This is a genomic window from Janthinobacterium saanense, from assembly GCF_014200675.1.
Lineage (GTDB): Bacteria > Pseudomonadota > Gammaproteobacteria > Burkholderiales > Burkholderiaceae_D > Janthinobacterium.
On sequence record NZ_JACHCI010000004.1, the window covers coordinates 235,550 to 256,831 of the forward strand.

The following is a 21,282-nucleotide window of genomic DNA, read 5'->3' on the forward strand; positions in this document are numbered from 1 at the left end:
CGGGGCAGGGGAGGCTGTGCGTCTCCCCGCCACGTTTTTTCCGATTCTGGTTTACCATGGGGGCTTGTGATAGCTCCCACCGTGCCTGCCATGTCTGAAGAAGCAGAAATTGAACGTGCCGGCTTCGTCGAGCGCGCCATCGTCCGCCATCGCGGCGAGTCGACTGCGCACGCCATCGACCATGTGGCCGAAGAAATCCCCGTCGCCCTGGTATTCAACGGTATTTCCCATGCCGTGATGATGGCCACGCCGCGCGACCTGGAAGCGTTTGCCTATGGTTTCGCGCTGACGGAAGGCATCGTAGCTTCAGCCGCCGCCATTTTCGATTGTGACGTCTTTTTACGCCTTGATTCTGCCGAAGTGGCGATGACCATCGCACAAGAGGATTTCGTGCGCCTGAAAGACCGTCGGCGTGCGCTGACGGGCCGCAGCGGCTGCGGCGTGTGCGGCATCGACAGCCTGGAAATGCTGGACCTGCAGCCTGCGCCCATGCCGCCATCTTCCATACACATCGACCTGCCAGCCGCCCTGGCGCGCGCTTCGAACGGCTTGCGCGAGCACCAGGTGCTGATGCAGGCAACCGGCGGCGTGCACGCCGCCGCATGGTGCGCGCCCGATGGCGCGATTCTGTACGCCTTCGAAGATATCGGCCGCCATAACGGGCTCGATAAACTGATCGGCCACCTGGCACTGAACGGCATCGACATGCGGCGCGGTTTCGTGTTCCTGTCCAGTCGTGGCAGTTACGAGCTGGCGCGCAAGGCCGCCCGCATGCAGATACCCCTGCTGGCAACGATTTCCGCCCCCAGTTCGCTGGCGATCAGCATCGCCACGCAGGCTGGCATGAAGCTGGTGGGCTTTTGCCGCCAGGACGCCTTTGTCGACTACACGCCCGGCATTACGCTTTAAATAACTGTCCGCTCCAGCAGCACCGGCACTGATTTTGAAGTCGGCGTGCCGGCGCCATCGGCCGTGCTGGCCAAGGGCACCAGCGCATTCGTTTCCGGATAATAGGCGCCCAGGCAGCCACGCGGAATGTCGTAGGCGACCAGTAAAAAGTCATCGGCACGCCGTGCCACGCCATCGTCCCAGGCGCCGATCAGGTTGACCTTGGCGCCATCTTCCAGTCCCAGCATGTCGATATCCGCCTGGTTGGCGAACACCACGCGGCGCGTGCCGTACACGCCCCGGTAGCGGTCGTCCATGCCATAGATAGTGGTGTTGTACTGGTCATGCGAGCGGGTGGACATGAGCACCATCAATCGCTTGCCATGCTGCTTTCTGGCGCGGTGCAGCGGCGTGTCCAGGGAAATCGGTGCGACAATGAAGCTGGCCTTGCCGCTGGCGGTTTTCCAGTCGCGCTCACGCGAGGCTACGCGCAAATGAAAGCCGCCCGGCTTGGCCACCCTGGCGTTGTAATCGTAAAAATCGTCAAAGACTTTTTCGATATCGTCGCGGATGCGTGCATAGTCTGCCGCATAGGCAGCCCAGTCGACCAGCTTAGAACCCACCGTGGCGGCCGCCATGCCGGCCACGATGGCGATTTCCGAGCGCAGCTGCGGCGAGGCGGGTGCATTGCGGCCGAACGAGATATGCACCATGCTCATCGAATCTTCCACCGTCACGCCCTGGGGCACGCCTTGCTGCAGATCGATTTCCGTGCGTCCCAGGGTGGGTAGCAGCAGCGCTTCCTTGCCGATCACCAGATGGCTGCGATTGAGTTTGGTGGCGATCTGCACTGTCAGGCCGCATTTGCGTAACGCCACATAGGTGAGTGGTGTATCGGGCGTGGCGGCGGCGAAGTTGCCGCCCAGGGCGATGAACACCTTGACCTCGCCGCGCTGCATGGCCGCTATGGTTGCCACCACGTCGTGGCCGTGCTCGCGCGGCGGCGTGAAGCCATACACCTGGCCCAGGCGGTCGAGAAAGGCGCCGGTCGGCTGCTCTTCGATGCCCATGGTGCGGTCGCCCTGCACATTCGAGTGGCCGCGCACGGGGCACAGGCCGGCGCCCGGCTTGCCTATCTGGCCGCGCAACATCATCAGGTTCGACAGCATGCGGATGGCGGCCACGCTCTGCTTGTGCTGCGTCAAACCCATGCCCCAGGTGGCGATGATGCGCTGGCCGGCGATAAACACATCGCTCAGGGCCTCGACCTGCTCGCGGGCCACGCCCGATTCGGCCACCAGCAGTTGCCAGCTTTCGGCGCGCAGGTCGGCGCAAAAAGCCTCGAAACCGCTGCAATGCTCTTGCACGAAAGCGTGGTCGATGATGCCAGCGGTTTCGTCGTCGCGTTCCAGTACGCGCTTGGCGACCGCCTTGATCAGGGCCAGGTCGCCGCCCAGGGTGGGCTGCACGAACAGGCCGGCGATGCGCGTACTGCCCAATGTCGCCATTTCCAGCGCACTTTGCGGGTCCATGAAGCGTTGTAGTCCCCGTTCGCGCAGCGGATTGACGGACACGATGCTGCCGCCACGGCGTGAACACGCACGCAGTTCGCCCAGCATGCGCGGGTGGTTGGTGGCGGGATTCTGGCCAAAGATGATGATGGTGTCGGCCAGTGCGAAATCGTCCAGCGTGACCGTGCCCTTGCCGATGCCGACGGTGGCCGGCAAGCCGCGGCTGGTCGCTTCGTGGCACATGTTCGAGCAGTCCGGAAAATTGTTGGTGCCGTACAGGCGGGCCATCAGCTGGTACAAAAAAGCCGCCTCATTGCTGGCGCGGCCCGAGGTATAAAAGGCCGCCTGATCAGGGGCGGGCAGGGCGCGCAGATGGCGGCCGACGAGGGCGTAGGCGTCACTCCAACTGATCGGCACATAGCGGTCGCTGGCCGCGTCGTAGACCATCGGTTCGGTCAGGCGCCCATATTGCTCCAGCGTGTAGTCCGATTGCGCCATCAGCTCTGTGACAGTCTGGCTGGCAAACAGTTCGGGGCCGGCGCGGCGGCTGGTCGCTTCGGCGGCCACCGCCTTGGCGCCGTTTTCGCAAAAGGCAAAGGTGGACTGGTGGTTGCTGTCGGGCCAGGCGCAGCCGGGGCAATCGAAACCGTCGGGCTGGTTTTGCGCCAGCAAGGCCTTCAGATTGGCGGGCGCCACCCTTTCCTGGTGCAGCGTAATGGCCACATGTTTCAGGGCGCCCCAGCCCGCGGCTGGCCGGGTGTAGGGCTTGATGTGGCTGCTGTCTTTTTCATCCATGGCGTGCCTGCCTGTCAGGTAAGGGAGGGAGTGTGGTGATTATGCCTGATCAGCTCGCTGCTTTGACATGCGTCATGGAAATGACATTAGACGGTCATTTTCCTGACATATTAGACAAGTACGCTGGAGTGGTCTTGATCACAAAGGATGAAACCATGCAAAACATAATCGCGGCCAACGAAGCCAAGGCCCGGCCGGTTCAACTGGTACTGAGCGTGGCCAGCACGGCCAAGGAGTTGCGCGAAGTGCAGCGTCTGCGTTACAAGGTGTTTATTGAAGGCATGGGCCTGGCGTCGCTGGCCAATGCCGATGGTCTGGACCGCGATGAGTTCGACGCCCATTGCGATCATTTGATCGTGCGCGACGCCGATACCCTGAAAGTGGTGGGCACTTACCGCGTGCTGAGCGCGGCCAGGTCCGCCAAGATAGGCCGCCTGTACTCGGAAAACGAGTTCGACCTGAGCCGCCTCAACAATCTGCGCGGCCGCATGGTCGAAGCGGGGCGCGCCTGCATCCATCCCAAATACCGCGGCGGCAGCGTGATCATGCTGCTGTGGTCGGGCCTGGCCGAATACATGCGCCGTGAACGCTGCGATTATCTGGTCGGCTGCGCCAGCATCAGCCTGGCCGATGGCGGCCACAACGCCGTTGCCGTGTATCAGGCGCTGGCGGAAAAACACCTGGCGCCGTCGGAATACCGCGTCACGCCGCACCTGCCTTTCCCCATCCACCAGGTGGAAGCGGCGCAAAAGCCGCAAGTGCCGCCACTGATCAAGGGTTATCTGCGTTCTGGCGCCTGGATCTGCGGCGAACCGGCCTGGGATCCTGATTTTGAAAGCGCGGACATGTTCATGATGATGCCACTGGCGAATCTGGACGAGCGCTATGCGCGCCATTATGGCGTGACGCCGGGCTGATATCTATCGTAATCGGGCTGCGGCCGTGTGGTTGGCGGCTGCGTCTGGCTGTCTAAAGGAAGTAGAGCGCGAGAGGTGTGCGGGAGAAACGGACAGCATGTTTTGGGCTGGGCTTCTTCGGCAGGGTGTTCGTGCTTTTATGCTGGACGAACTGCGCGAAATGTAGGGCAAAAGTTCATGGCGCCGGGGACCTGGGTGCCTGGCAGGATAGACCTACGGTAAAACGTTTTAATGCACGGGCGAGGCCGATAATTCCTTCAAGTCACGGATGGCGATTTCCGATTTTTCATGCATGCGCAATAAAATTGTCGCACCGACTGATAACTTTCCGTGCCGTATCTTGCTGATGATGGGTGGCTGCACTTCCAGTACACGGCACAGTTCCGCATCATTTTTCAGGTTCAGCTTTTCGATCAGGGTATCGAGCAGCTTGTTGGGCACGAAGGTCGATGGTTCGAGCGCGCGGGCCCGGTTCATCGCTTCTATCAATTCCAGTTTTTTTTGCCGGACGTTCATATACTTCTCCTTTAGCTTGGCAAGGGCCAGGACCATGGCTGGTACTGGCGGGTGTTCGTCACTGCAGCGCGGCTATCTGCGTATGACGTAGTGCAACATTGACGGTACGGATACAACATTGATAAGCAAGCAAGTGATTTAAATAATACTACGATAACAAATACGGTGACACATGGTTATTAAAATTAACTGAATGTCGCGGTGTTTTGCGCGAAATTTGTTGCATTTTGTAAGCCGCTCTTCGTCAGTATCATGGTCCGGTCCGCCATTTCCGCAGCGGCCAGCGAGTGCGTCACCATGATGGCGCAACTGCCGTTGGCCTTGATTTCAGCGCGCAGCAATTGCAGGATGCTGTGCGCCGTGTCCGGATCCAGGTTGCCGGTGGGTTCATCGGCCAGCACCAGGGCCGGCTTGTGCACCAGCGCGCGGGCGATCGCCACGCGCTGCATTTCGCCGCCCGACAATTGCTGCGGAAAATCGCCGCCGCGCCCGCCTAGTCCAACCGCTTCCAGCATGCTGGCGGCGCGCTCCTGCGGCAGGCCGTTGAGCAGCAGCGGCAGGGCCACGTTTTGCAGCAGGGTCAGGTGCGGCAAGACGTGGAAAGCCTGGAAGATAAAGCCCATGCGCGAGCGCCGCAGCCGGGTAGCTGCCGCGTCGTCCAGGCTGGACATGGCAATGCCGTCGACCAGGATGGGCTGGCTTTCGCCCGCATCGGGCGTGTCGAGGCCGGCGATCAGATTGAGCAGGGTCGACTTGCCGACGCCGGAATCGCCCATGATGGCAATGAACTCGCCCGCCTCGAAGCGGCATGAGAGATTGGCCAGCACGGGACGCGCGTTGGCATAAGACTTGGACAGATGGCGCAATTCAAGCATGTCGAGTATGAGTTTCGTAAGGGAAGGCACGCGGGGGAGAGGGGGGCCTGGGAATGCAATGGCGCGCGGATTGTTTGGCCGACAATGTGGAGTATACGACAGGCTTATGCTTTTTGCTTGGCAATACCAATTTAGCGTGCGCGGCCCTGCTGGCATACAATTGCCATCGCCTTTAAGTGAACTGCCGTACAGCTGGGTTTTATAGATTCCGCTATGATAAAAAATCGTTACCGTTTGGTTTTTTCCTGCGTATGCCCGTGCAAGTCCTCACCATGATGCGAATACATGACCATGTCAACTACCCAGCAGCAGTCATCCAGCCCTCACCAGGCCATCCGTTCAAGCGACGTTCCTGCAGTCACTGACAAGGCTGGCGGCAAGACCAGTGCGACTCCCGCCACGATAGCCGAGGTCGCAAAAGGCTTGCTGGCGCCGCAAGCCTGGACCTCGCCCAAATACCTGTACGATGCACTCGGTTCCAAACTCTTTGAAGCCATCTGTGGCCTCGATGAGTACTATCCGACACGCACCGAGGCAGCCATCTTTGCCCGCCACGGTGCCGATATCGCCCATGCGGTAGGGCCGGGCAGCACCCTGATCGACCTGGGCGCGGGCAATTGCGCCAAGGCCGCCAGCCTGTTCCCGCTGCTGCATCCGGCGCAATACGTGGCGGTGGATATTTCCTATGATTTCCTCAGCGAATCTCTGGCCAGCTTGCGCCAGCGTTTCCCGCATATCGAGATGACGGGCCTGGGCCTGGATTTTTCCAGCGGCCTGACCTTGCCGGCCAGCGTGCGCGATGCGCAGCGCCTGTTCTTTTATCCCGGTTCCTCGATCGGCAACTTTGCGCCGGAGCAGGCGATTGCTTTCCTGCGCCGCTTGCGCGCCAATTCAGACAGCGATGGCGGCTTGCTGATCGGCGTGGACCTGATCAAGGACAGTGCCGTGCTCGATGCTGCCTACGACGATGCGCTGGGCGTCACGGCCGCCTTCAATCTGAACCTGCTGCGCCACCTGAATCTGTTGCTGGGCGCCGACTTTGATGTGCGTCAGTGGCGCCATCACGGTTTCTTCAATGCCGACCTGGGCCGGGTAGAAATGCATCTGGAAGCGCGCTGCGAGCAAGTGGTGCACTGGCAGGGTGGCCAGCGGCGCTTTGCCAAAGGCGAACGCATCCACACGGAAGACAGTTATAAATACACGCGGGCCGGTTTCGTGGGCTTGCTGGAACAGGCCGGTTATCGCACGGCCCGCGTCTGGATGGATGAGCGGGAATGGTTTGCCGTCATCCATGCACGCGCGATGCCGGATTGACATGAAAAATTCAACGGGAAAATGATCTTGATCGACCATTTCAAACAAGTACGCCAGCATTCCTTGCGCCTGGCCGAGCCCCTGTCCGACGAGGATTGCGGCGCCCAGTCCATGCCGGACGCCAGCCCCGTGAAGTGGCATCTGGCGCATACCACCTGGTTTTTCGAAACCTTTATCCTGGAAGCGCTGGAGCCTGGCTTTGCGCCATTCCACCCGGCCTTTCGGGTGCTGTTCAATTCCTATTACAACGGCGTGGGCGACAAGCACCCGCGCGCGCAGCGGGGCTTGCTGACCCGTCCCGACATGGCGCAGGTGCGTGCTTACCGCCACGATGTCGATGCGCGCATCGTCCGTCTGCTGGCCAGTGAGCTGCCGCGCAGCGAGCGCGAACGTTTGAGCATGCTGCTGGCGCTGGGCCTGCAGCACGAGCAGCAGCACCAGGAATTGCTGTTGACCGACGTCAAGCATCTGCTGGCGCAAAGTCCCTTGTTTCCGGCCTATCTGGACGCAGCTGCTTCTGTTGATGCCGAGCTCCAGTCTGGCAGCGTCAACGCAGGCTGGGTAGCGTTTGACGGCGGCCTGACGGAAATCGGCCATGTCAGCGATGGCTTTTGCTTCGACAATGAATTACCGCGCCACCGGCAATATGTGGCCCCATTTGAGCTCGCTTCCTGCCTGGTGACGAATGGCGATTATCTGGCCTTCATCGAGGCGGGCGGCTACCGCACGGCCAGTCTGTGGCTGTCCGAGGGCTGGGACTGGGTGCGCAACCAGAAACTCAGCTGTCCGCTGTACTGGCAGCAGGACGACGATGGACGCTGGCTGGAATTCACTTTATATGGCTTGCAAGCACTTGATCTGCGACAACCGGCCACCCATTTGTCGCTGTTCGAAGCGGACGCCTACGCGCACTGGGCGGGCGCGCGCCTGCCGACGGAAGCCGAATGGGAAGTCGCCGCACAAGGCTTGCCCGTGCAGACCGGAAGCTTGCACCCAGCCATGGCAACCCCAGGTAATGGCTTGCAGCAAATGTTTGGACACTGCTGGCAATGGACCAGCAGCAGCTACGCGCCGTATCCCGGCTATCGCCCGGCGGCAGGCGCCCTCGGCGAATACAATGGCAAATTCATGCTGAACCAGTATGTGCTGCGCGGTTCTTCCTGCGCCACGCCGGCTGGCCACGCGCGTGCCAGCTACCGCAATTTCTTTCCTGCCGGTGCACGCTGGCAGTTTGCCGGCATACGACTCGCTCGTTGAGCACACCTTCATAAACCTACTGCGCAGCCCACTCTCGGGTATCCGTTGCTCGCCATACCGAATGTATGGCTCCGCTACTCAACCCGATATTGGGCTTGCTCGCTACGGTTTCTGAAGGCGCGGCGACATTGCCATATAGCCGCAAAGAAAAAGGGCAGCCGTGTGGCTGCCCTTTGATGATTGCGGTACTGCTATTTTCAGGCCGTTACAGCCGCCTTGGCAGCGCTTTCCACTTCCGTCTGCTTGATACGGCGGTTCACGGCCGACAATACGGCCTTGAACGAGGCGGTGACGATATTGCTGTCGATGCCGGCGCCGAACAGGGTAGGGCCGTTGTCCAGGCGCAGTTCCACATAGCAAGCGGCCTGTGCATTGGCGCCCGAGCCGATCGAGTGCTCATGGTAATCCATCAGCTTGATATCGAGGCCCAGCGCATTGACGAAGGCATCGATGGGGCCGTTGCCGCCGCCTTGCAGGGCCAGCGGCGCCTGGCGATGGTGCAGGCTGATATCGATTTGCACCGATTCTTCGTTGTTGCTGTCTTCCACCATGCGGTGCGCAGCGTAGGCGTAAGGCGTGGTTTGCTCCAGGTATTCGCGCTGGAAGATTTCATGGATATCCTGGGCGGCAATTTCGCGGCCCGTGGCGTCGGCTACCGCTTGCACGGCGCGCGAAAACTCGATCTGCAAACGGCGCGGCAAGACCAGGCCATATTCCTGTTCCAGCAAATAAGCCATGCCGCCCTTGCCGGACTGGCTGTTGACGCGGATCACGGCGTCGTAGCTGCGGCCCAGGTCGGCCGGATCGATAGGCAAATAAGGCACTTCCCAGATACTGTCAGGTTGCTGTTTGGCAAAACCTTTTTTGATCGCATCCTGGTGCGAACCGGAAAACGCCGTAAACACCAAGTCGCCCGCATACGGGTGGCGTGGGTGGACGGGCAACTGGTTGCACTCTTCCACGCACTTGCGCACCGTATCGATGTCCGAGAAATCGAGGCCAGGATGCACGCCTTGCGTGTACAGATTCATCGCCAGGGTGACCAGATCGACGTTGCCGGTGCGTTCGCCATTGCCGAACAGGCAGCCTTCCACGCGGTCGGCACCGGCCATCACGGCCAGTTCTGCCGAAGCGACGGCGGTGCCGCGGTCATTATGCGGGTGCACGCTGATGATGATGGAATCGCGGCGCGCCAGCTTGCGCGACATCCATTCGATCTGGTCGGCATACACGTTAGGCGTGCTGCATTCCACGGTCGACGGCAGGTTGATGATCATCTTGTTGGCCGGGGTCGGCTTCCAGATGGCGCTGACTGCGTCGCAGATATGCTTGGAGAAATCGAGTTCGGTGGTCGAGAACGATTCCGGCGTGTATTCAAAACCCCATTCCGTTTCCGGGTGCTGGGCCACCAGTTGTTTGACCAGGGTGGTGCCGGTGGTGGCGATCTGCGTGATTTCTTCGCGCGACATGCCGAACACCACCTTGCGGAATACGGGCGCCACCGAATTGTACAGGTGGACGATGGCGCGCTTGGCGCCAACCACCGATTCCACCGTGCGGCGTATCAGCTCTTCACGCGACTGCGTCAGTACGATGATGGTGACGTCGTCCGGGATGCGGTTCTCATCGACCAGCTTGCGCACGAAATCGAAGTCCGTTTGCGACGCCGATGGGAAACCGACTTCGATTTCCTTCAGGCCGATGGCGATCAGCATTTCGAAAAACCGCAGCTTCTTTTCCGCGCTCATGGGCTCGATCAGGGACTGATTGCCGTCGCGCAAGTCGGTGCTCATCCAGATAGGCGGTTTGCTGATGATCTGGTTAGGCCATTGACGGTCGGTCAATTTGACTGGAGGAAAGGCGCGGTATTTGGAAGCGGGGTTTTTCAACATCATGATCGGGTACTCCTGAAAATAGGGGAAATCAATGGTTGCGGCGCAAGCTTGCCGGGCGGCCACGGGACACTAGGCCAGGCAAGCGATCGCTAGGTTTAGCAGGCAGGCAGCGAAGCCCACATCGGCGTTCGCGTCGGACATTGCAGTTGGTGCGGGGATTGGTGCAAACATCATCAAACCTTCCAGGGTTTTTAAAACACGCCGGCGTGTGGCCAGGCGTAGCAAAGCGGCAAACTTAAGCGCGTGCTAGTAGTAGTCGCGATAGCGACAGCAGGGAAGGAGATGGAAGTTTGAAGGAGGACATGTGTTTAATGTACGGGAGTTTGTGTCGGACTGTCAAGCGTTTCCTGGCGGTATCTTGCTTGGTCTGCCCAGGCTGGTTGCGTTGACAGTCGATGCTCGATGAGAGCGGGTGTTGCTACACATCATGGGTGCTACAGGCTGGCTAAAGTGGATCCCGAAACGGAGACGATGGTTTAAGCTGTGGTCTATGGCAGGCGCTCAGCTCGCGGCGGTCTGCGTAGCGGTATTGTTCTGGCATATAAACGCAGGAGATGGGTGCGGTCATAGTCTGGCAGCCCGCCCATGCGCACGATTTGTTATTTGGAAACTTTTAAGATTGCCTTCAGTCCTGGCCGCTGCGCTTGCGCTACAATCGGCGCTTCCTTGCCACTGCCGATTGCGGCGCCTTTCTTTTCACTATGCACCCTAAACGCCTGACCCTGCTTGCCCTGGCCGCCTTTGCCCTGGCTGGCTGCGAAACTTCCGCGCCGAAACCCGCCCCCGTATTGACGCCGCCTGAGCCGGTGGTAGTGGTCCCACGCAAGATCAAGATCGGCCTGGCGCTCGGTGGTGGTGCGGCGCGTGGTTTTGCGCATATCGGTGTGATCAAGGCGCTCGAATCGCAGGGCATCGATGCCGATATTGTCACGGGCACCAGCGCGGGCAGCGTGGTGGGCGCCTTGTATGCGGCGGGCAATTCCGGTTTCGCCTTGCAAAAGATGGCGTTCGATATGGATGAGGCGGCCATTTCCGACTGGGCTTTGCCGCTGTTCGGCAAGTCCTCGGGCGTGCTGAAAGGCGAGGCGCTGCAAGCCTATGTCAACAAGGCGGTGGGTGGCTTGCCGCTGGAAAAACTCAAGATTCCGTTTGGTGTGGTGGCGACCGACTTGAAAAATGGCCAGCCGATTCTCTTCCAGCGCGGCAATACCGGCATGGCCGTGCGCGCTTCCTCGGCCGTGCCTGGCGTGTTCCAGCCGGTGGTGATCTCGGGCCGCACCTATGTCGATGGCGGCCTGGTGGCGCCGGTGCCCGTGAAAGCTGCGCGCGACATGGGCGCCGACTTTATTATTGCCGTCAATATTTCCTCGCAAACCGATACGCAAAAAGCCATCAGTTCGATGGAGGTGATCATGCAAACCTTCGCCATCATGGGCCAGCGCATCAACCAGTTTGAACTGAAAGATGCGGATGTGGTGATACAGCCCAGCCTGGGCACGATGAAGGGCAATGATTTCAATAGCCGCAACCAGGCCATTCTGGCGGGCGAGCAGGCGACGTTTGCGGTGATGGCGCAGTTAAAACAAAAGCTGAAGGCCAAGCGCGAGCAGTAAATAGTCGCTAGTTGCCGGGCAGTATGAGCAATGCTCCCGTTTCAGCTACAATTTTGCTTCAACATAATAAGGATGTCTCATGCAATCGAAACCGGTTTTGACCCTGGATGACGTAAAGAAAATCGCTGCCGCCGCCGAAGCGGAAGCGCTCAAGCATAACTGGGCGGTGACGATCGCCATCGTCGATGACGGCGGCCACCTGCTGTGGCTGCAGCGCCTGGACGGCGTGGCGCCGATTTCCTCGCATATTGCTCCGGCGAAAGCCAAGACGGCTGCCCTGGGCCGCCGCGAATCGCGCATCTACGAAGAACTGATCAACGGCGGCCGCGTATCCTTCCTGAGCGCGCCGGAAATCGAAGGCATGCTGGAAGGCGGCGTACCCATCATCGTCGAAGGCCATTGCGTGGGCGCGGTTGGTGTGTCGGGCGTGAAATCGACCGAAGATGCACAAATTGCCAAAGCCGGTATTGCTGCAGTAGTGTGAGGAGTTGGTGTAAGTACTAAGCGATATTGATTTGAAAGCCGCTCCGCGCATGCCGGGCGGCTTTTTTTTATGGCGGCAGCAGCGGATGTTGCGTTGCAAAAAAATCGCCGCACCTTTGAATTTTCTTCCTTGTGGAAAAGCTTCCTTTTGGTTATAATTCAAAGGTTTAGCCAATCACACATATACCGTAGCGACTACCCATCCCCTCATTCAAAATGATCGTCAAAAGCCCATGAACACATGCGTTCGGGTTTCCTGGCGGTCGGTCTGACGTGGCGCAGCTACGGTAACTTTATCAGGAGTTGCCCTTGCCGCCATTTTTTTCTGGCCCTGCCGTTCCAGCCATATTAGCGCTTGCTGATGGAACGATTTTCAAAGGTTTTTCGATCGGTGCCGCCGGTCATACCACGGGTGAGGTTGTTTTCAACACCTCCATGACCGGGTATCAGGAAATCCTTACCGACCCTAGTTATTGCCGCCAGATGGTCACCCTGACCTATCCGCATATCGGCAATACGGGTGTCAATCCGGAAGACGTCGAATCTTCCAAAGTACACGCCGCCGGCCTTATCATCCGCGATCTGCCATTGCTGGCATCCAATTTCCGCTCCACCCTTTCCCTGTCCGACTACCTCAAAGCTGAAAATATCGTTGCCATCGCCGGTATCGATACACGCAAGCTCACGCGTATCCTGCGTGAAAAAGGTGCGCAGGGCGGCGCCATCCTGGTCGGCACGCAAGGCAATGAGCCATCTAGCGCGCAAGCGCTGGAACTGGCCCGTTCCTTCCCTGGCCTGGCCGGCATGGACCTGGCCAAGGTGGTGTCGAGCAAGGACGCGTACGAATACCGCGAAACCGAGTGGACTCTCGGTGAAGGCTACGGCCAGCTGGCTGACGCCGACGCGAAATATCACGTGGTGGCCTTCGACTATGGCGTCAAGCGCAATATCTTGCGCATGCTGACGGCGCGCGGCTGCAAAGTCACCGTGCTGCCGGCGCAAGCGACGGCTGCCGATGCGCTGGCCTTGAATCCGGACGGCATCTTCCTGTCGAACGGTCCTGGCGATCCGGAACCATGTGATTACGCCATCGCCGCGACCAAAGAACTGATCGAAAAAGGCATTCCGACTTTCGGTATCTGCCTCGGCCACCAGATCATGGCGCTCGCTTCCGGCGCAAAAACGCTGAAAATGAAGTTTGGCCACCATGGCGCCAACCACCCGGTGCAAGACCTGGAAACGAAACAGGTTTTGATTACCTCGCAAAACCACGGTTTCGCCGTTGATGCAGCCACCTTGCCTGCCAACTGCCGCGTTACCCATGAATCGCTGTTCGACGGTTCCCTGCAGGGCTTTGCCCGCACGGACAAGCCGGCCTTCTGCTTCCAGGGCCACCCTGAAGCATCGCCGGGCCCGATGGATGTTGCTTACCTGTTTGACCGCTTCATCAACCTGATGGCTGCGGAGGAGAAAAAGAAAAATGCCTAAACGTTTAGATATTAAAAGTATTCTGATTATTGGCGCTGGCCCGATCGTGATCGGCCAGGCCTGCGAATTCGATTATTCCGGCGCGCAAGCGTGCAAGGCCCTGCGCGAAGAGGGCTATAAAGTCATCCTGGTCAACAGCAACCCTGCGACCATCATGACCGACCCGGAAATGGCCGACGTCACCTACATCGAACCGATCACCTGGTCGGTAGTCGAGCGCATCATCGCCAAGGAGCGTCCTGACGCGATCCTGCCGACGATGGGCGGCCAGACCGCGCTGAACTGCGCGCTGGACCTGTTCAACCATGGCGTGCTGGCAAAATACAACGTCGAGCTGATCGGCGCATCGCCGGAAGCCATCGACAAGGCCGAAGACCGTTCCAAGTTCAAGGACGCGATGACCAAGATCGGCCTCGGTTCGGCCCGTTCCGGCGTAGCGCACTCGATGGAAGAATCGTGGGCTGTCCAGCGCACGGTAGGTTTCCCGACCATCATCCGCCCATCGTTCACCATGGGCGGCAGCGGCGGCGGTATTGCCTACAACGAAGAAGAATTCGAAACGATATGCAAACGTGGCCTGGAAGCATCGCCGACCAAAGAATTGCTGATCGAAGAATCCTTGCTCGGCTGGAAAGAGTACGAGATGGAAGTGGTGCGCGACAAGGCGGACAACTGCATCATCATCTGCTCGATTGAAAACCTGGACCCGATGGGCGTGCACACGGGCGACTCGATCACGGTTGCGCCAGCGCAAACCCTGACCGACAAGGAATACCAGATCATGCGCAATGCCTCCCTGGCAGTGCTGCGCGAGATCGGTGTCGACACCGGTGGTTCGAACGTGCAATTCTCGATCAACCCGGCTGATGGCCGCATGATCGTGATCGAAATGAATCCGCGCGTCTCGCGTTCGTCGGCGCTGGCATCGAAAGCCACCGGCTTCCCGATCGCCAAGATCGCCGCCAAGCTGGCCGTGGGTTTCACCCTGGACGAGCTGCGCAATGAAATCACGGGCGGCGCCACGCCGGCATCGTTCGAGCCATCGATCGATTACGTCGTCACCAAGATCCCGCGTTTCACGTTCGAGAAATTCCCGACCGCCGACCACCACCTGACGACGCAGATGAAATCGGTTGGTGAAGTGATGGCAATCGGCCGTACTTTCCAGGAATCGTTCCAGAAAGCCTTGCGCGGCCTGGAAGTGGGCGTGGATGGCATGAACGAGAAAACCAAGGACCGCGAAAAGATCGAAGAAGAACTGGGCGAGCCTGGTCCTGAGCGCATCTGGTACGTGGGCGATGCGTTTGCCCAAGGTTTTACTTTGGAAGAAGTGCACAACCTGACCAAGATCGATCCATGGTTCTTGATACAGATCAAGGAAATCGTCGACCTGGAACTGTGGCTCGATACGCAAAAGCTGGAAAACCTGGACAAGAACACCCTGTACAAGTTGAAGCAAAAAGGTTTCTCGGACCGCCGTCTGGGCTTCCTGCTGCAAACCACGGATACCGCCGTGCGCCAGCAACGCCATGCCCTGAACATTCGTCCTGTCTACAAACGCGTCGATACTTGCGCGGCTGAATTCTCGACCGACACGGCATACATGTATTCCACGTATGACGAAGAGTGCGAATCGAATCCGACCGACAAGAAAAAGATCATGGTGCTGGGCGGTGGCCCGAACCGTATCGGCCAGGGTATCGAATTCGACTATTGCTGCGTGCACGCGGCCCTCGCCATGCGCGAAGACGGCTACGAAACCATCATGGTCAATTGCAACCCGGAAACCGTATCGACCGACTACGATACCTCGGACCGTTTGTATTTCGAGTCCTTGACGCTGGAAGACGTGCTGGAAATCGTCGCCATCGAAAAACCGGTGGGCGTGATCGTGCAGTACGGCGGCCAGACCCCATTAAAACTGGCGCTGGACCTGGAAGCGAACGGCGTGCCCATCATCGGCACCTCTCCGGACATGATCGACGCCGCTGAAGACCGCGAGCGTTTCCAGCAAATGCTGCACAAGCTGGCATTGCGCCAGCCACCTAACCGCACCGCGCGCACCGAAGCCGACGCCCTGGCGCTGGCGCAGGAAATCGGCTACCCGCTGGTGGTGCGTCCTTCCTACGTGCTGGGCGGGCGCGCGATGGAAATCGTCCACGAACAGCGCGACCTGGAACGCTATATGCGCGAAGCGGTCAAGGTATCGCACGATTCGCCAGTGCTGCTGGACCGCTTCCTGAACGACGCCATCGAGTGCGACGTCGATTGCATCTCCGACGGCGAAACCACCTTCATCGGTGGCGTGATGGAACATATCGAACAGGCAGGCGTGCACTCGGGCGACTCGGCTTGCTCGCTGCCGCCATACTCGCTGGCCGCTGAAACCATCGAAGAACTGAAGCGCCAGACCGCACTGATGGCCAAGGGCTTGAATGTGGTCGGCCTGATGAACGTGCAGTTCGCGATCCAGAAACAAGACGGCAAAGATGTCGTCTACGTGCTGGAAGTGAACCCGCGCGCTTCGCGTACCGTGCCTTTCGTCTCGAAAGCCACCGGTCTGCAACTGGCGAAGATTGCTGCCCGCTGCATGGTCGGCCAATCGCTGGCGTCGCAAGGCATCACCAGGGAAGTCGTGCCGCCTTACTTTAGCGTCAAGGAAGCCGTGTTCCCGTTCGTCAAGTTCCCTGGCGTGGATACCATCCTGGGCCCTGAAATGAAGTCGACCGGCGAAGTGATGGGCGTGGGCCAGACTTTCGGCGAAGCCTTCGTCAAGTCGCAGCTGGGCGCCGGCGTGAACCTGCCGAAGTCGGGCAAGGTCTTCATCAGCGTGAAAGCGTCGGACAAGCCGCGCGCCGTGCAAGTGGCGCGCGACCTGGTCGAGTCCGGTTTCAGCGTGTGCGCCACCAAGGGCACGGCTGCCGTCATCGCTGCCGCCGGCATTGCCGTCACGCCAGTGAACAAGGTGATCGAAGGCCGTCCGCACGTGGTCGACATGATCAAGAACCACGAAATCGTACTGGTGATCAACACCGTGGAAGAAAAACGCAGCGCCATCGTCGATTCGCGGGCCATCCGCACCTCGGCCCTGGCGTCGCGCGTGACGACCTACACCACCATCGCCGGCGCGGAAGCGGCGGTTGAAGGCATCCGTCACCTCGATGAACTGCGCGTGTACGATTTGCAAGGTTTGCATCGCACACTAGGCTAAGCTGATTGCAGTTGCTGCTGTTAATGCAGTACACTGTAGGAACACGAACCACAGAGTTTCGCGCAAAATAATGCGCGGCCTCTGTGGTTTTCACTTGTTAGATCGGTTGCAGCGATCACCGATCACATTTAGCAGATAGTAGAGATAACATGACCACAGTCCCACTGACCAAATACGGCGCCGAACTCCTGAAAGAAGAGTTGCATCACCTGAAGACCAAGGAACGCCGCATCGTCATCGATGCGATCGCCGAAGCGCGTTCGCACGGCGACCTGTCGGAAAACGCCGAATATGACGCCGCCAAGGAGCGCCAGGCGTTCGTGGAAGGCCGTATCGCCGAGCTGGAAGGCAAACTGGGTGCAGCGCAAATTATCGACCCGACCACGCTGGACGCGGAAGGCCGCGTCGTGTTTGCCGCTACCGTGAACCTGGAAGACCTGGAATCGGGCCAGAAAGTCACTTACCAGATCGTCGGCCTCGATGAAGCGGACTTGAAACTGAACAAGGTTTCCGTAACGTCGCCGATCGCCCGCGCACTGATCGGCAAGTACGCCGGCGACGTGGTGGAAGTGCAGGCGCCGTCCGGCCCGCGCGAATACGAAATCCTGGAAGTACTGTACATCTGATGCTGAGCCGCGTACGTTTCCTCGTCGCCACGCTATGGGCGGGCAGTCTGTGGACGGTCGGCTTTGTGGTCGCACCGACCCTGTTTGCCACCCTGAGCGACCGCATGCTGGCCGGCACGATAGCCGGCAGCCTGTTCCGCGTCGAAGCGTGGCTGTCGATCGCGTGCGCGCTGATATTGCTGGCGCTGCTGCAATGGGGCGCTGCTGGCCTGGAAGCGAAGCGCCGCCGCCTGCTGGGTGCGCTGGTGCTGGCTATGCTGGTGTGTACGCTGGTCAGCTATGTCGGCATCACGCCCTTGATGGCCGAGCTGCGCGCACAAGCGCCGTCCGGTGTCATGGATGAAGCCATGCGTAGCCGTTTTGGCATGTTGCATGGCGTGTCGACCCTGATCTTCGCCGTGCAGAGCCTGCTGGCGGGTATGCTGATCTGGAAACAACAGTAATTGACTGAACAAAAAAAGCGGAGCAGGGATGAATCCTTGCTCCGCTTCTTGTTTCAACAGCCTGGACGCTGTCGCTGTGCAAGCTTATTTGCTGCCCAGTGCGCTTTTCTTGGCACTCTTTTGACGCGGTTTTGCGCGTTTGATGGAGCCGCCTTCGGTGACGCGTTCATTGCCTTTGATCATGACCTTGGTCACGCTCGGGCGCTTGGTGCCGCTGGCGCTGGCTTTGACGATCGTGACTTCGCGCATACCTTTGCCGGAGCTGATCTTTTCCTTAACCACTTCTTTTTTCGGACGGTAAAGTACCAGCAGCTTGCCAATATGTTGTACCGGGGCGGCGCCGAGATTGCCGCAAATCGTATCGTACATTCCAACGCGGGCTTCACGGTCATCGCCGAACACGCGGACTTTAATCAGACCATGTGAATCGAGGCCCAGATCGATCTCTTTGAGGACAGCAGGTGTCAAGCCCGCTTCGCCAATGATGACGATAGGCTTCAGCGCGTGTGCTTCAGCGCGCAGTGCGCTGCGCTCTACGGGTGTAAGTTTTAGCATAATAATTTTTAGTAATTCCCTTAAAAGCAGTATTCTACGCGAATGGCAAAGAAGAAATTAAACAAAAACTGGTTGCACGACCACATAAATGATCCTTATGTGAAGTTGGCACAGAAAGAGGGCTACCGCGCCCGGGCCGCTTACAAGCTCAAAGAAATCGACGAAGACGAGAAACTGATCAAGCCAGGGCAGGTGATTGTCGACCTCGGTTGCACACCTGGCAGCTGGGCCCAGTACACGCGGCGCAAGCTGGCCGGCAAGGACGGCGGTGGCGTCAATGGTACCCTGATCGGGCTGGACATGCTCGAAATGGAGCCGATTGCCGATTTCCACTTCATCCAGGGCGATTTCCGCGAAGCGCGCGTGCTGCGCCAGCTGGAAGTGGTGTTGCAAGGACGCAAAGTGGACCTGGTGCTGTCGGATATGGCGCCCAATCTGTCGGGCATCGCCACGGCGGACGCTGCGCGCATGGAGCATTTGATCGACCTGGCGATGGAATTTTCGCAGTTGCATCTGAAACCATCTGGCGTATTGCTGGTGAAATGTTTTAAAGACATGGGTTTCAGCCAGATCGTGGAAAAATTCCGGGCAGAATTCAAGGTCGTGGTGCAGAAAAAGCCCAAGGCCAGCCGCGACAAGTCGTCGGAAATCTTCCTGATGGGGCGCGGGATCAAGAATCCTGTAAAAAATACCATTGAAGAAGATGATTCCACTCTTGATATTTAAGGCAGAATCCGCACATGGGAACGAGAAGTGCCGTAGTGAATAATGGTGCAAGCACCTAAATTGTTTATACTGCATTTGTTGACGTGGGCGCGTTTCGGTTGGTTTCGTTACGCGCGCACGGATCGGCGGGCTTTGGCACGGCCCGCTTATTGCGAGTAAAATCGTGTTTCTGCTATAAGTAAAAGATGCGCACTGCATCCAAGGAGTCTTCGTGAATAACATGTTTTCCAAATCTGCCATCTGGGTAGTCGTCTTGCTGCTGTTGTTCATGCTGTTCAAACAGTTCGACAGCCACGGCAGCTCGGGCGGCAGCAAATCCATCGCTTATTCCGATTTGCTGGATGAAGTCAAAGCCAAGCGTGTCAAGGATGTGGTGATCGAGGGTTCGGCGATTACCGCCAAGATGATGGACGATACCAAGGTCCGCACTACCGCGACCATGCTCGACAAGGGCCTGATCGGCGATCTGCGTGACAATGGCGTGCACTTCGATGTGCGTCCACCAGAGGAAGTAGGTTTCCTGCAACAAATTTTCATGAACTGGTTCCCGATGCTGCTGTTGATCGGCGTCTGGATTTTCTTCATGCGTCAGATGCAGGGCGGCGGCAAGGGCGGGGCATTCTCGTTCGGCAAGTCGAAAGCCCGCATGATGGATGAAGCCAGCAACACAGTGACCTTCGCTGACGTCGCCGGTTGCGACGAGGCGAAAGAAGAAGTCAACGAAGTGGTCGACTTCCTCAAGGATCCGAGCAAATTCCAGAAACTGGGCGGCCGCATTCCACGCGGCGTGCTGATGGTAGGTCCTCCAGGCACGGGTAAAACCCTGCTGGCGCGCGCCATCGCCGGTGAAGCCAAAGTGCCATTCTTCTCGATCTCCGGTTCGGACTTCGTTGAAATGTTCGTCGGCGTGGGTGCGTCCCGCGTGCGCGACATGTTTGAAAACGCCAAGAAACACTCGCCTTGCATCATCTTCATCGATGAGATCGACGCTGTCGGCCGTCATCGTGGCGCCGGCACGGGCGGTGGTAATGATGAGCGCGAACAAACCTTGAACCAGTTGCTGGTCGAGATGGACGGTTTTGAAGCGAACTCCGGCGTGATCGTCGTGGCCGCCACCAACCGCGCCGACGTGCTCGACAAGGCGCTGTTGCGTCCAGGCCGTTTCGACCGCCAGGTATCGGTTGGCTTGCCGGATATCCGCGGCCGCGAACAGATCTTGAACGTGCACATGCGCAAAGTGCCTATCGCCACCGATGTCAAGGCCGATATCCTGGCCCGTGGCACGCCTGGCTTCTCGGGCGCCGACCTGGCCAACCTGGTCAACGAAGCTGCCCTGTTCGCCGCGCGCCGCAGCAAGCGCCTGGTGGAAATGGCGGACTTCGAAGATGCGAAAGACAAGATCTACATGGGTCCTGAACGTAAATCGATGATCATCCGCGAGGAAGAACGTCGCAATACGGCTTACCATGAGTCCGGTCACGCGGTGGTGGCGAAATTGCTGCCGAAAGCTGATCCTGTGCATAAAGTGACGATCATGCCGCGCGGCTGGGCCCTGGGCCTGACCTGGCAGTTGCCGGAACACGATAACTTGTCCGCTTACAAGGACAAGATGCTGGAAGAAATTTCCATCCTGTTCGGTGGCCGTATCGCTGAAGAAATTTTCGTCGGCCAGATGTCCACCGGCGCTTCGAATGACTTCTCGCGCGCCACCAAGCTGGCCCGTTCCATGGTCACGCGCTTCGGCATGTCCGACAGCATGGGCGTGATGGTCTACGAAGACAGCGAAAACGAAGGCTTCTTCGGCGGCGCGACCAAAACGATTTCGGAAGCGACCCAGCAAAAGGTGGACGCTGAAATCCGCAGCATCCTCGACACGCAATATGCGTTGTCGCGCAAGCTGCTGGAAGAAAACCGTGACAAGGTGGAAGTGATGACCCGCGCCTTGCTGGAATGGGAAACCATCGATGCAGAGCAGATCAATGACATCATGGCTGGCCTGGAGCCACGTCCACCTAAAGTCATTCCGCCACGCCGCAATGCGGGCGACAGCGGCACCGGTGGCATTTCGCCGAACGTGACGGCGCCAGCCTGATTCCAGCGCTGCCAGTCTCTGGTTAAAGTAACAAAGGGTAAGGAGTGATCCTTGCCCTTTTTCTTTGCCGCTACAAT

General features: G+C 58.9%; 17 protein-coding genes. 12 read left to right on the forward strand and 5 right to left on the reverse strand.

All coding sequences use genetic code 11. The features are described 5' to 3' along the window. Positions 1-90: 90 nt before the first annotated feature. The gene (gene fdhD / locus HDE72_RS08230; protein WP_183738749.1) at positions 91-909 is read left to right on the forward strand and encodes a formate dehydrogenase accessory sulfurtransferase FdhD; all 819 of its coding nucleotides are present in this window, start codon (positions 91-93) and stop codon (positions 907-909) included. Here fdhD and HDE72_RS08235 read toward each other — a convergent pair. After that, entirely contained in the window at positions 906-3,194 is a 2,289-nt protein-coding gene (locus HDE72_RS08235; protein WP_183738751.1) for an FdhF/YdeP family oxidoreductase, read from the reverse strand. The two genes, fdhD and HDE72_RS08235, sit on opposite strands and share 4 nt — an antisense overlap. A gap of 155 nt (positions 3,195-3,349) precedes the next feature. Between HDE72_RS08235 and HDE72_RS08240 the strand changes: the two genes are divergently transcribed. Beyond that, entirely contained in the window at positions 3,350-4,111 is a 762-nt protein-coding gene (locus HDE72_RS08240; RefSeq protein WP_183738758.1) for a GNAT family N-acetyltransferase, read from the forward strand. A gap of 228 nt (positions 4,112-4,339) precedes the next feature. Here the strand turns inward: HDE72_RS08240 and HDE72_RS08245 are convergent, their stop codons facing one another. Further along, a complete protein-coding gene (locus tag HDE72_RS08245) occupies positions 4,340-4,627 on the reverse strand; it encodes a hypothetical protein (RefSeq protein WP_183738760.1) in 288 nt (95 codons plus the stop codon). A gap of 185 nt (positions 4,628-4,812) precedes the next feature. Beyond that, entirely contained in the window at positions 4,813-5,502 is a 690-nt protein-coding gene (locus HDE72_RS08250) for an ABC transporter ATP-binding protein (protein WP_183739269.1), read from the reverse strand. A gap of 285 nt (positions 5,503-5,787) precedes the next feature. Here HDE72_RS08250 and egtD point away from each other — a divergent pair, with 285 nt between their 5' ends. Next, positions 5,788-6,816 carry an L-histidine N(alpha)-methyltransferase gene (egtD, locus tag HDE72_RS08255; RefSeq protein ID WP_260176569.1) on the forward strand — a complete coding sequence of 343 codons (1,029 nt, stop codon included), beginning with the start codon at positions 5,788-5,790 and terminating at the stop codon, positions 6,814-6,816. A gap of 21 nt (positions 6,817-6,837) precedes the next feature. Next, positions 6,838-8,073 carry an ergothioneine biosynthesis protein EgtB gene (gene egtB, locus HDE72_RS08260; protein WP_183738761.1) on the forward strand — a complete coding sequence of 412 codons (1,236 nt, stop codon included), beginning with the start codon at positions 6,838-6,840 and terminating at the stop codon, positions 8,071-8,073. A gap of 197 nt (positions 8,074-8,270) precedes the next feature. Here egtB and leuA read toward each other — a convergent pair whose 3' ends face one another. Continuing rightward, positions 8,271-9,968, reverse strand: coding sequence for a 2-isopropylmalate synthase (gene leuA / locus HDE72_RS08265; RefSeq protein WP_183738763.1), 1,698 nt, complete (start codon positions 9,966-9,968; stop codon positions 8,271-8,273). Positions 9,969-10,669: 701 nt separating this feature from the next. Here leuA and HDE72_RS08270 point away from each other — a divergent pair. The 6 genes from HDE72_RS08270 (at position 10,670) to HDE72_RS08295 (ending at position 17,832) form a co-directional block, all read left to right on the forward strand. After that, positions 10,670-11,581, forward strand: coding sequence for a patatin-like phospholipase family protein (locus HDE72_RS08270; RefSeq protein WP_183738765.1), 912 nt, complete (start codon positions 10,670-10,672; stop codon positions 11,579-11,581). 79 nt (positions 11,582-11,660) lie between these two features. Continuing rightward, complete coding sequence (locus tag HDE72_RS08275; protein WP_183738767.1) at positions 11,661-12,065, forward strand: GlcG/HbpS family heme-binding protein; 405 nt, start codon at positions 11,661-11,663, stop codon at positions 12,063-12,065. A gap of 308 nt (positions 12,066-12,373) precedes the next feature. Beyond that, positions 12,374-13,552, forward strand: a complete 1,179-nt coding sequence (carA, locus tag HDE72_RS08280; protein ID WP_183738770.1) for a glutamine-hydrolyzing carbamoyl-phosphate synthase small subunit — start codon at positions 12,374-12,376, stop codon at positions 13,550-13,552. After that, the gene (gene carB / locus HDE72_RS08285) at positions 13,545-16,763 is read left to right on the forward strand and encodes a carbamoyl-phosphate synthase large subunit (RefSeq protein WP_183738772.1); all 3,219 of its coding nucleotides are present in this window, start codon (positions 13,545-13,547) and stop codon (positions 16,761-16,763) included. Before carA ends, carB begins: the two co-directional genes overlap by 8 nt. Positions 16,764-16,912: 149 nt before the next feature. After that, the gene (gene greA / locus HDE72_RS08290; RefSeq protein ID WP_183738775.1) at positions 16,913-17,389 is read left to right on the forward strand and encodes a transcription elongation factor GreA; all 477 of its coding nucleotides are present in this window, start codon (positions 16,913-16,915) and stop codon (positions 17,387-17,389) included. Further along, positions 17,389-17,832 carry a DUF4149 domain-containing protein gene (locus tag HDE72_RS08295; protein ID WP_183738778.1) on the forward strand — a complete coding sequence of 148 codons (444 nt, stop codon included), beginning with the start codon at positions 17,389-17,391 and terminating at the stop codon, positions 17,830-17,832. Before greA ends, HDE72_RS08295 begins: the two co-directional genes overlap by 1 nt. Before the next feature lie 84 nt (positions 17,833-17,916). Here HDE72_RS08295 and HDE72_RS08300 read toward each other — a convergent pair whose 3' ends face one another. After that, positions 17,917-18,387 carry a YhbY family RNA-binding protein gene (locus HDE72_RS08300; RefSeq protein ID WP_183738781.1) on the reverse strand — a complete coding sequence of 157 codons (471 nt, stop codon included), beginning with the start codon at positions 18,385-18,387 and terminating at the stop codon, positions 17,917-17,919. A gap of 42 nt (positions 18,388-18,429) precedes the next feature. Here HDE72_RS08300 and HDE72_RS08305 point away from each other — a divergent pair, with 42 nt between their 5' ends. Continuing rightward, positions 18,430-19,113, forward strand: a complete 684-nt coding sequence (locus HDE72_RS08305) for an RlmE family RNA methyltransferase (RefSeq protein ID WP_183738783.1) — start codon at positions 18,430-18,432, stop codon at positions 19,111-19,113. Between the two features lie 211 nt (positions 19,114-19,324). Further along, positions 19,325-21,205, forward strand: a complete 1,881-nt coding sequence (gene ftsH, locus HDE72_RS08310) for an ATP-dependent zinc metalloprotease FtsH (RefSeq protein ID WP_311735223.1) — start codon at positions 19,325-19,327, stop codon at positions 21,203-21,205. Positions 21,206-21,282 lie beyond the last annotated feature (77 nt).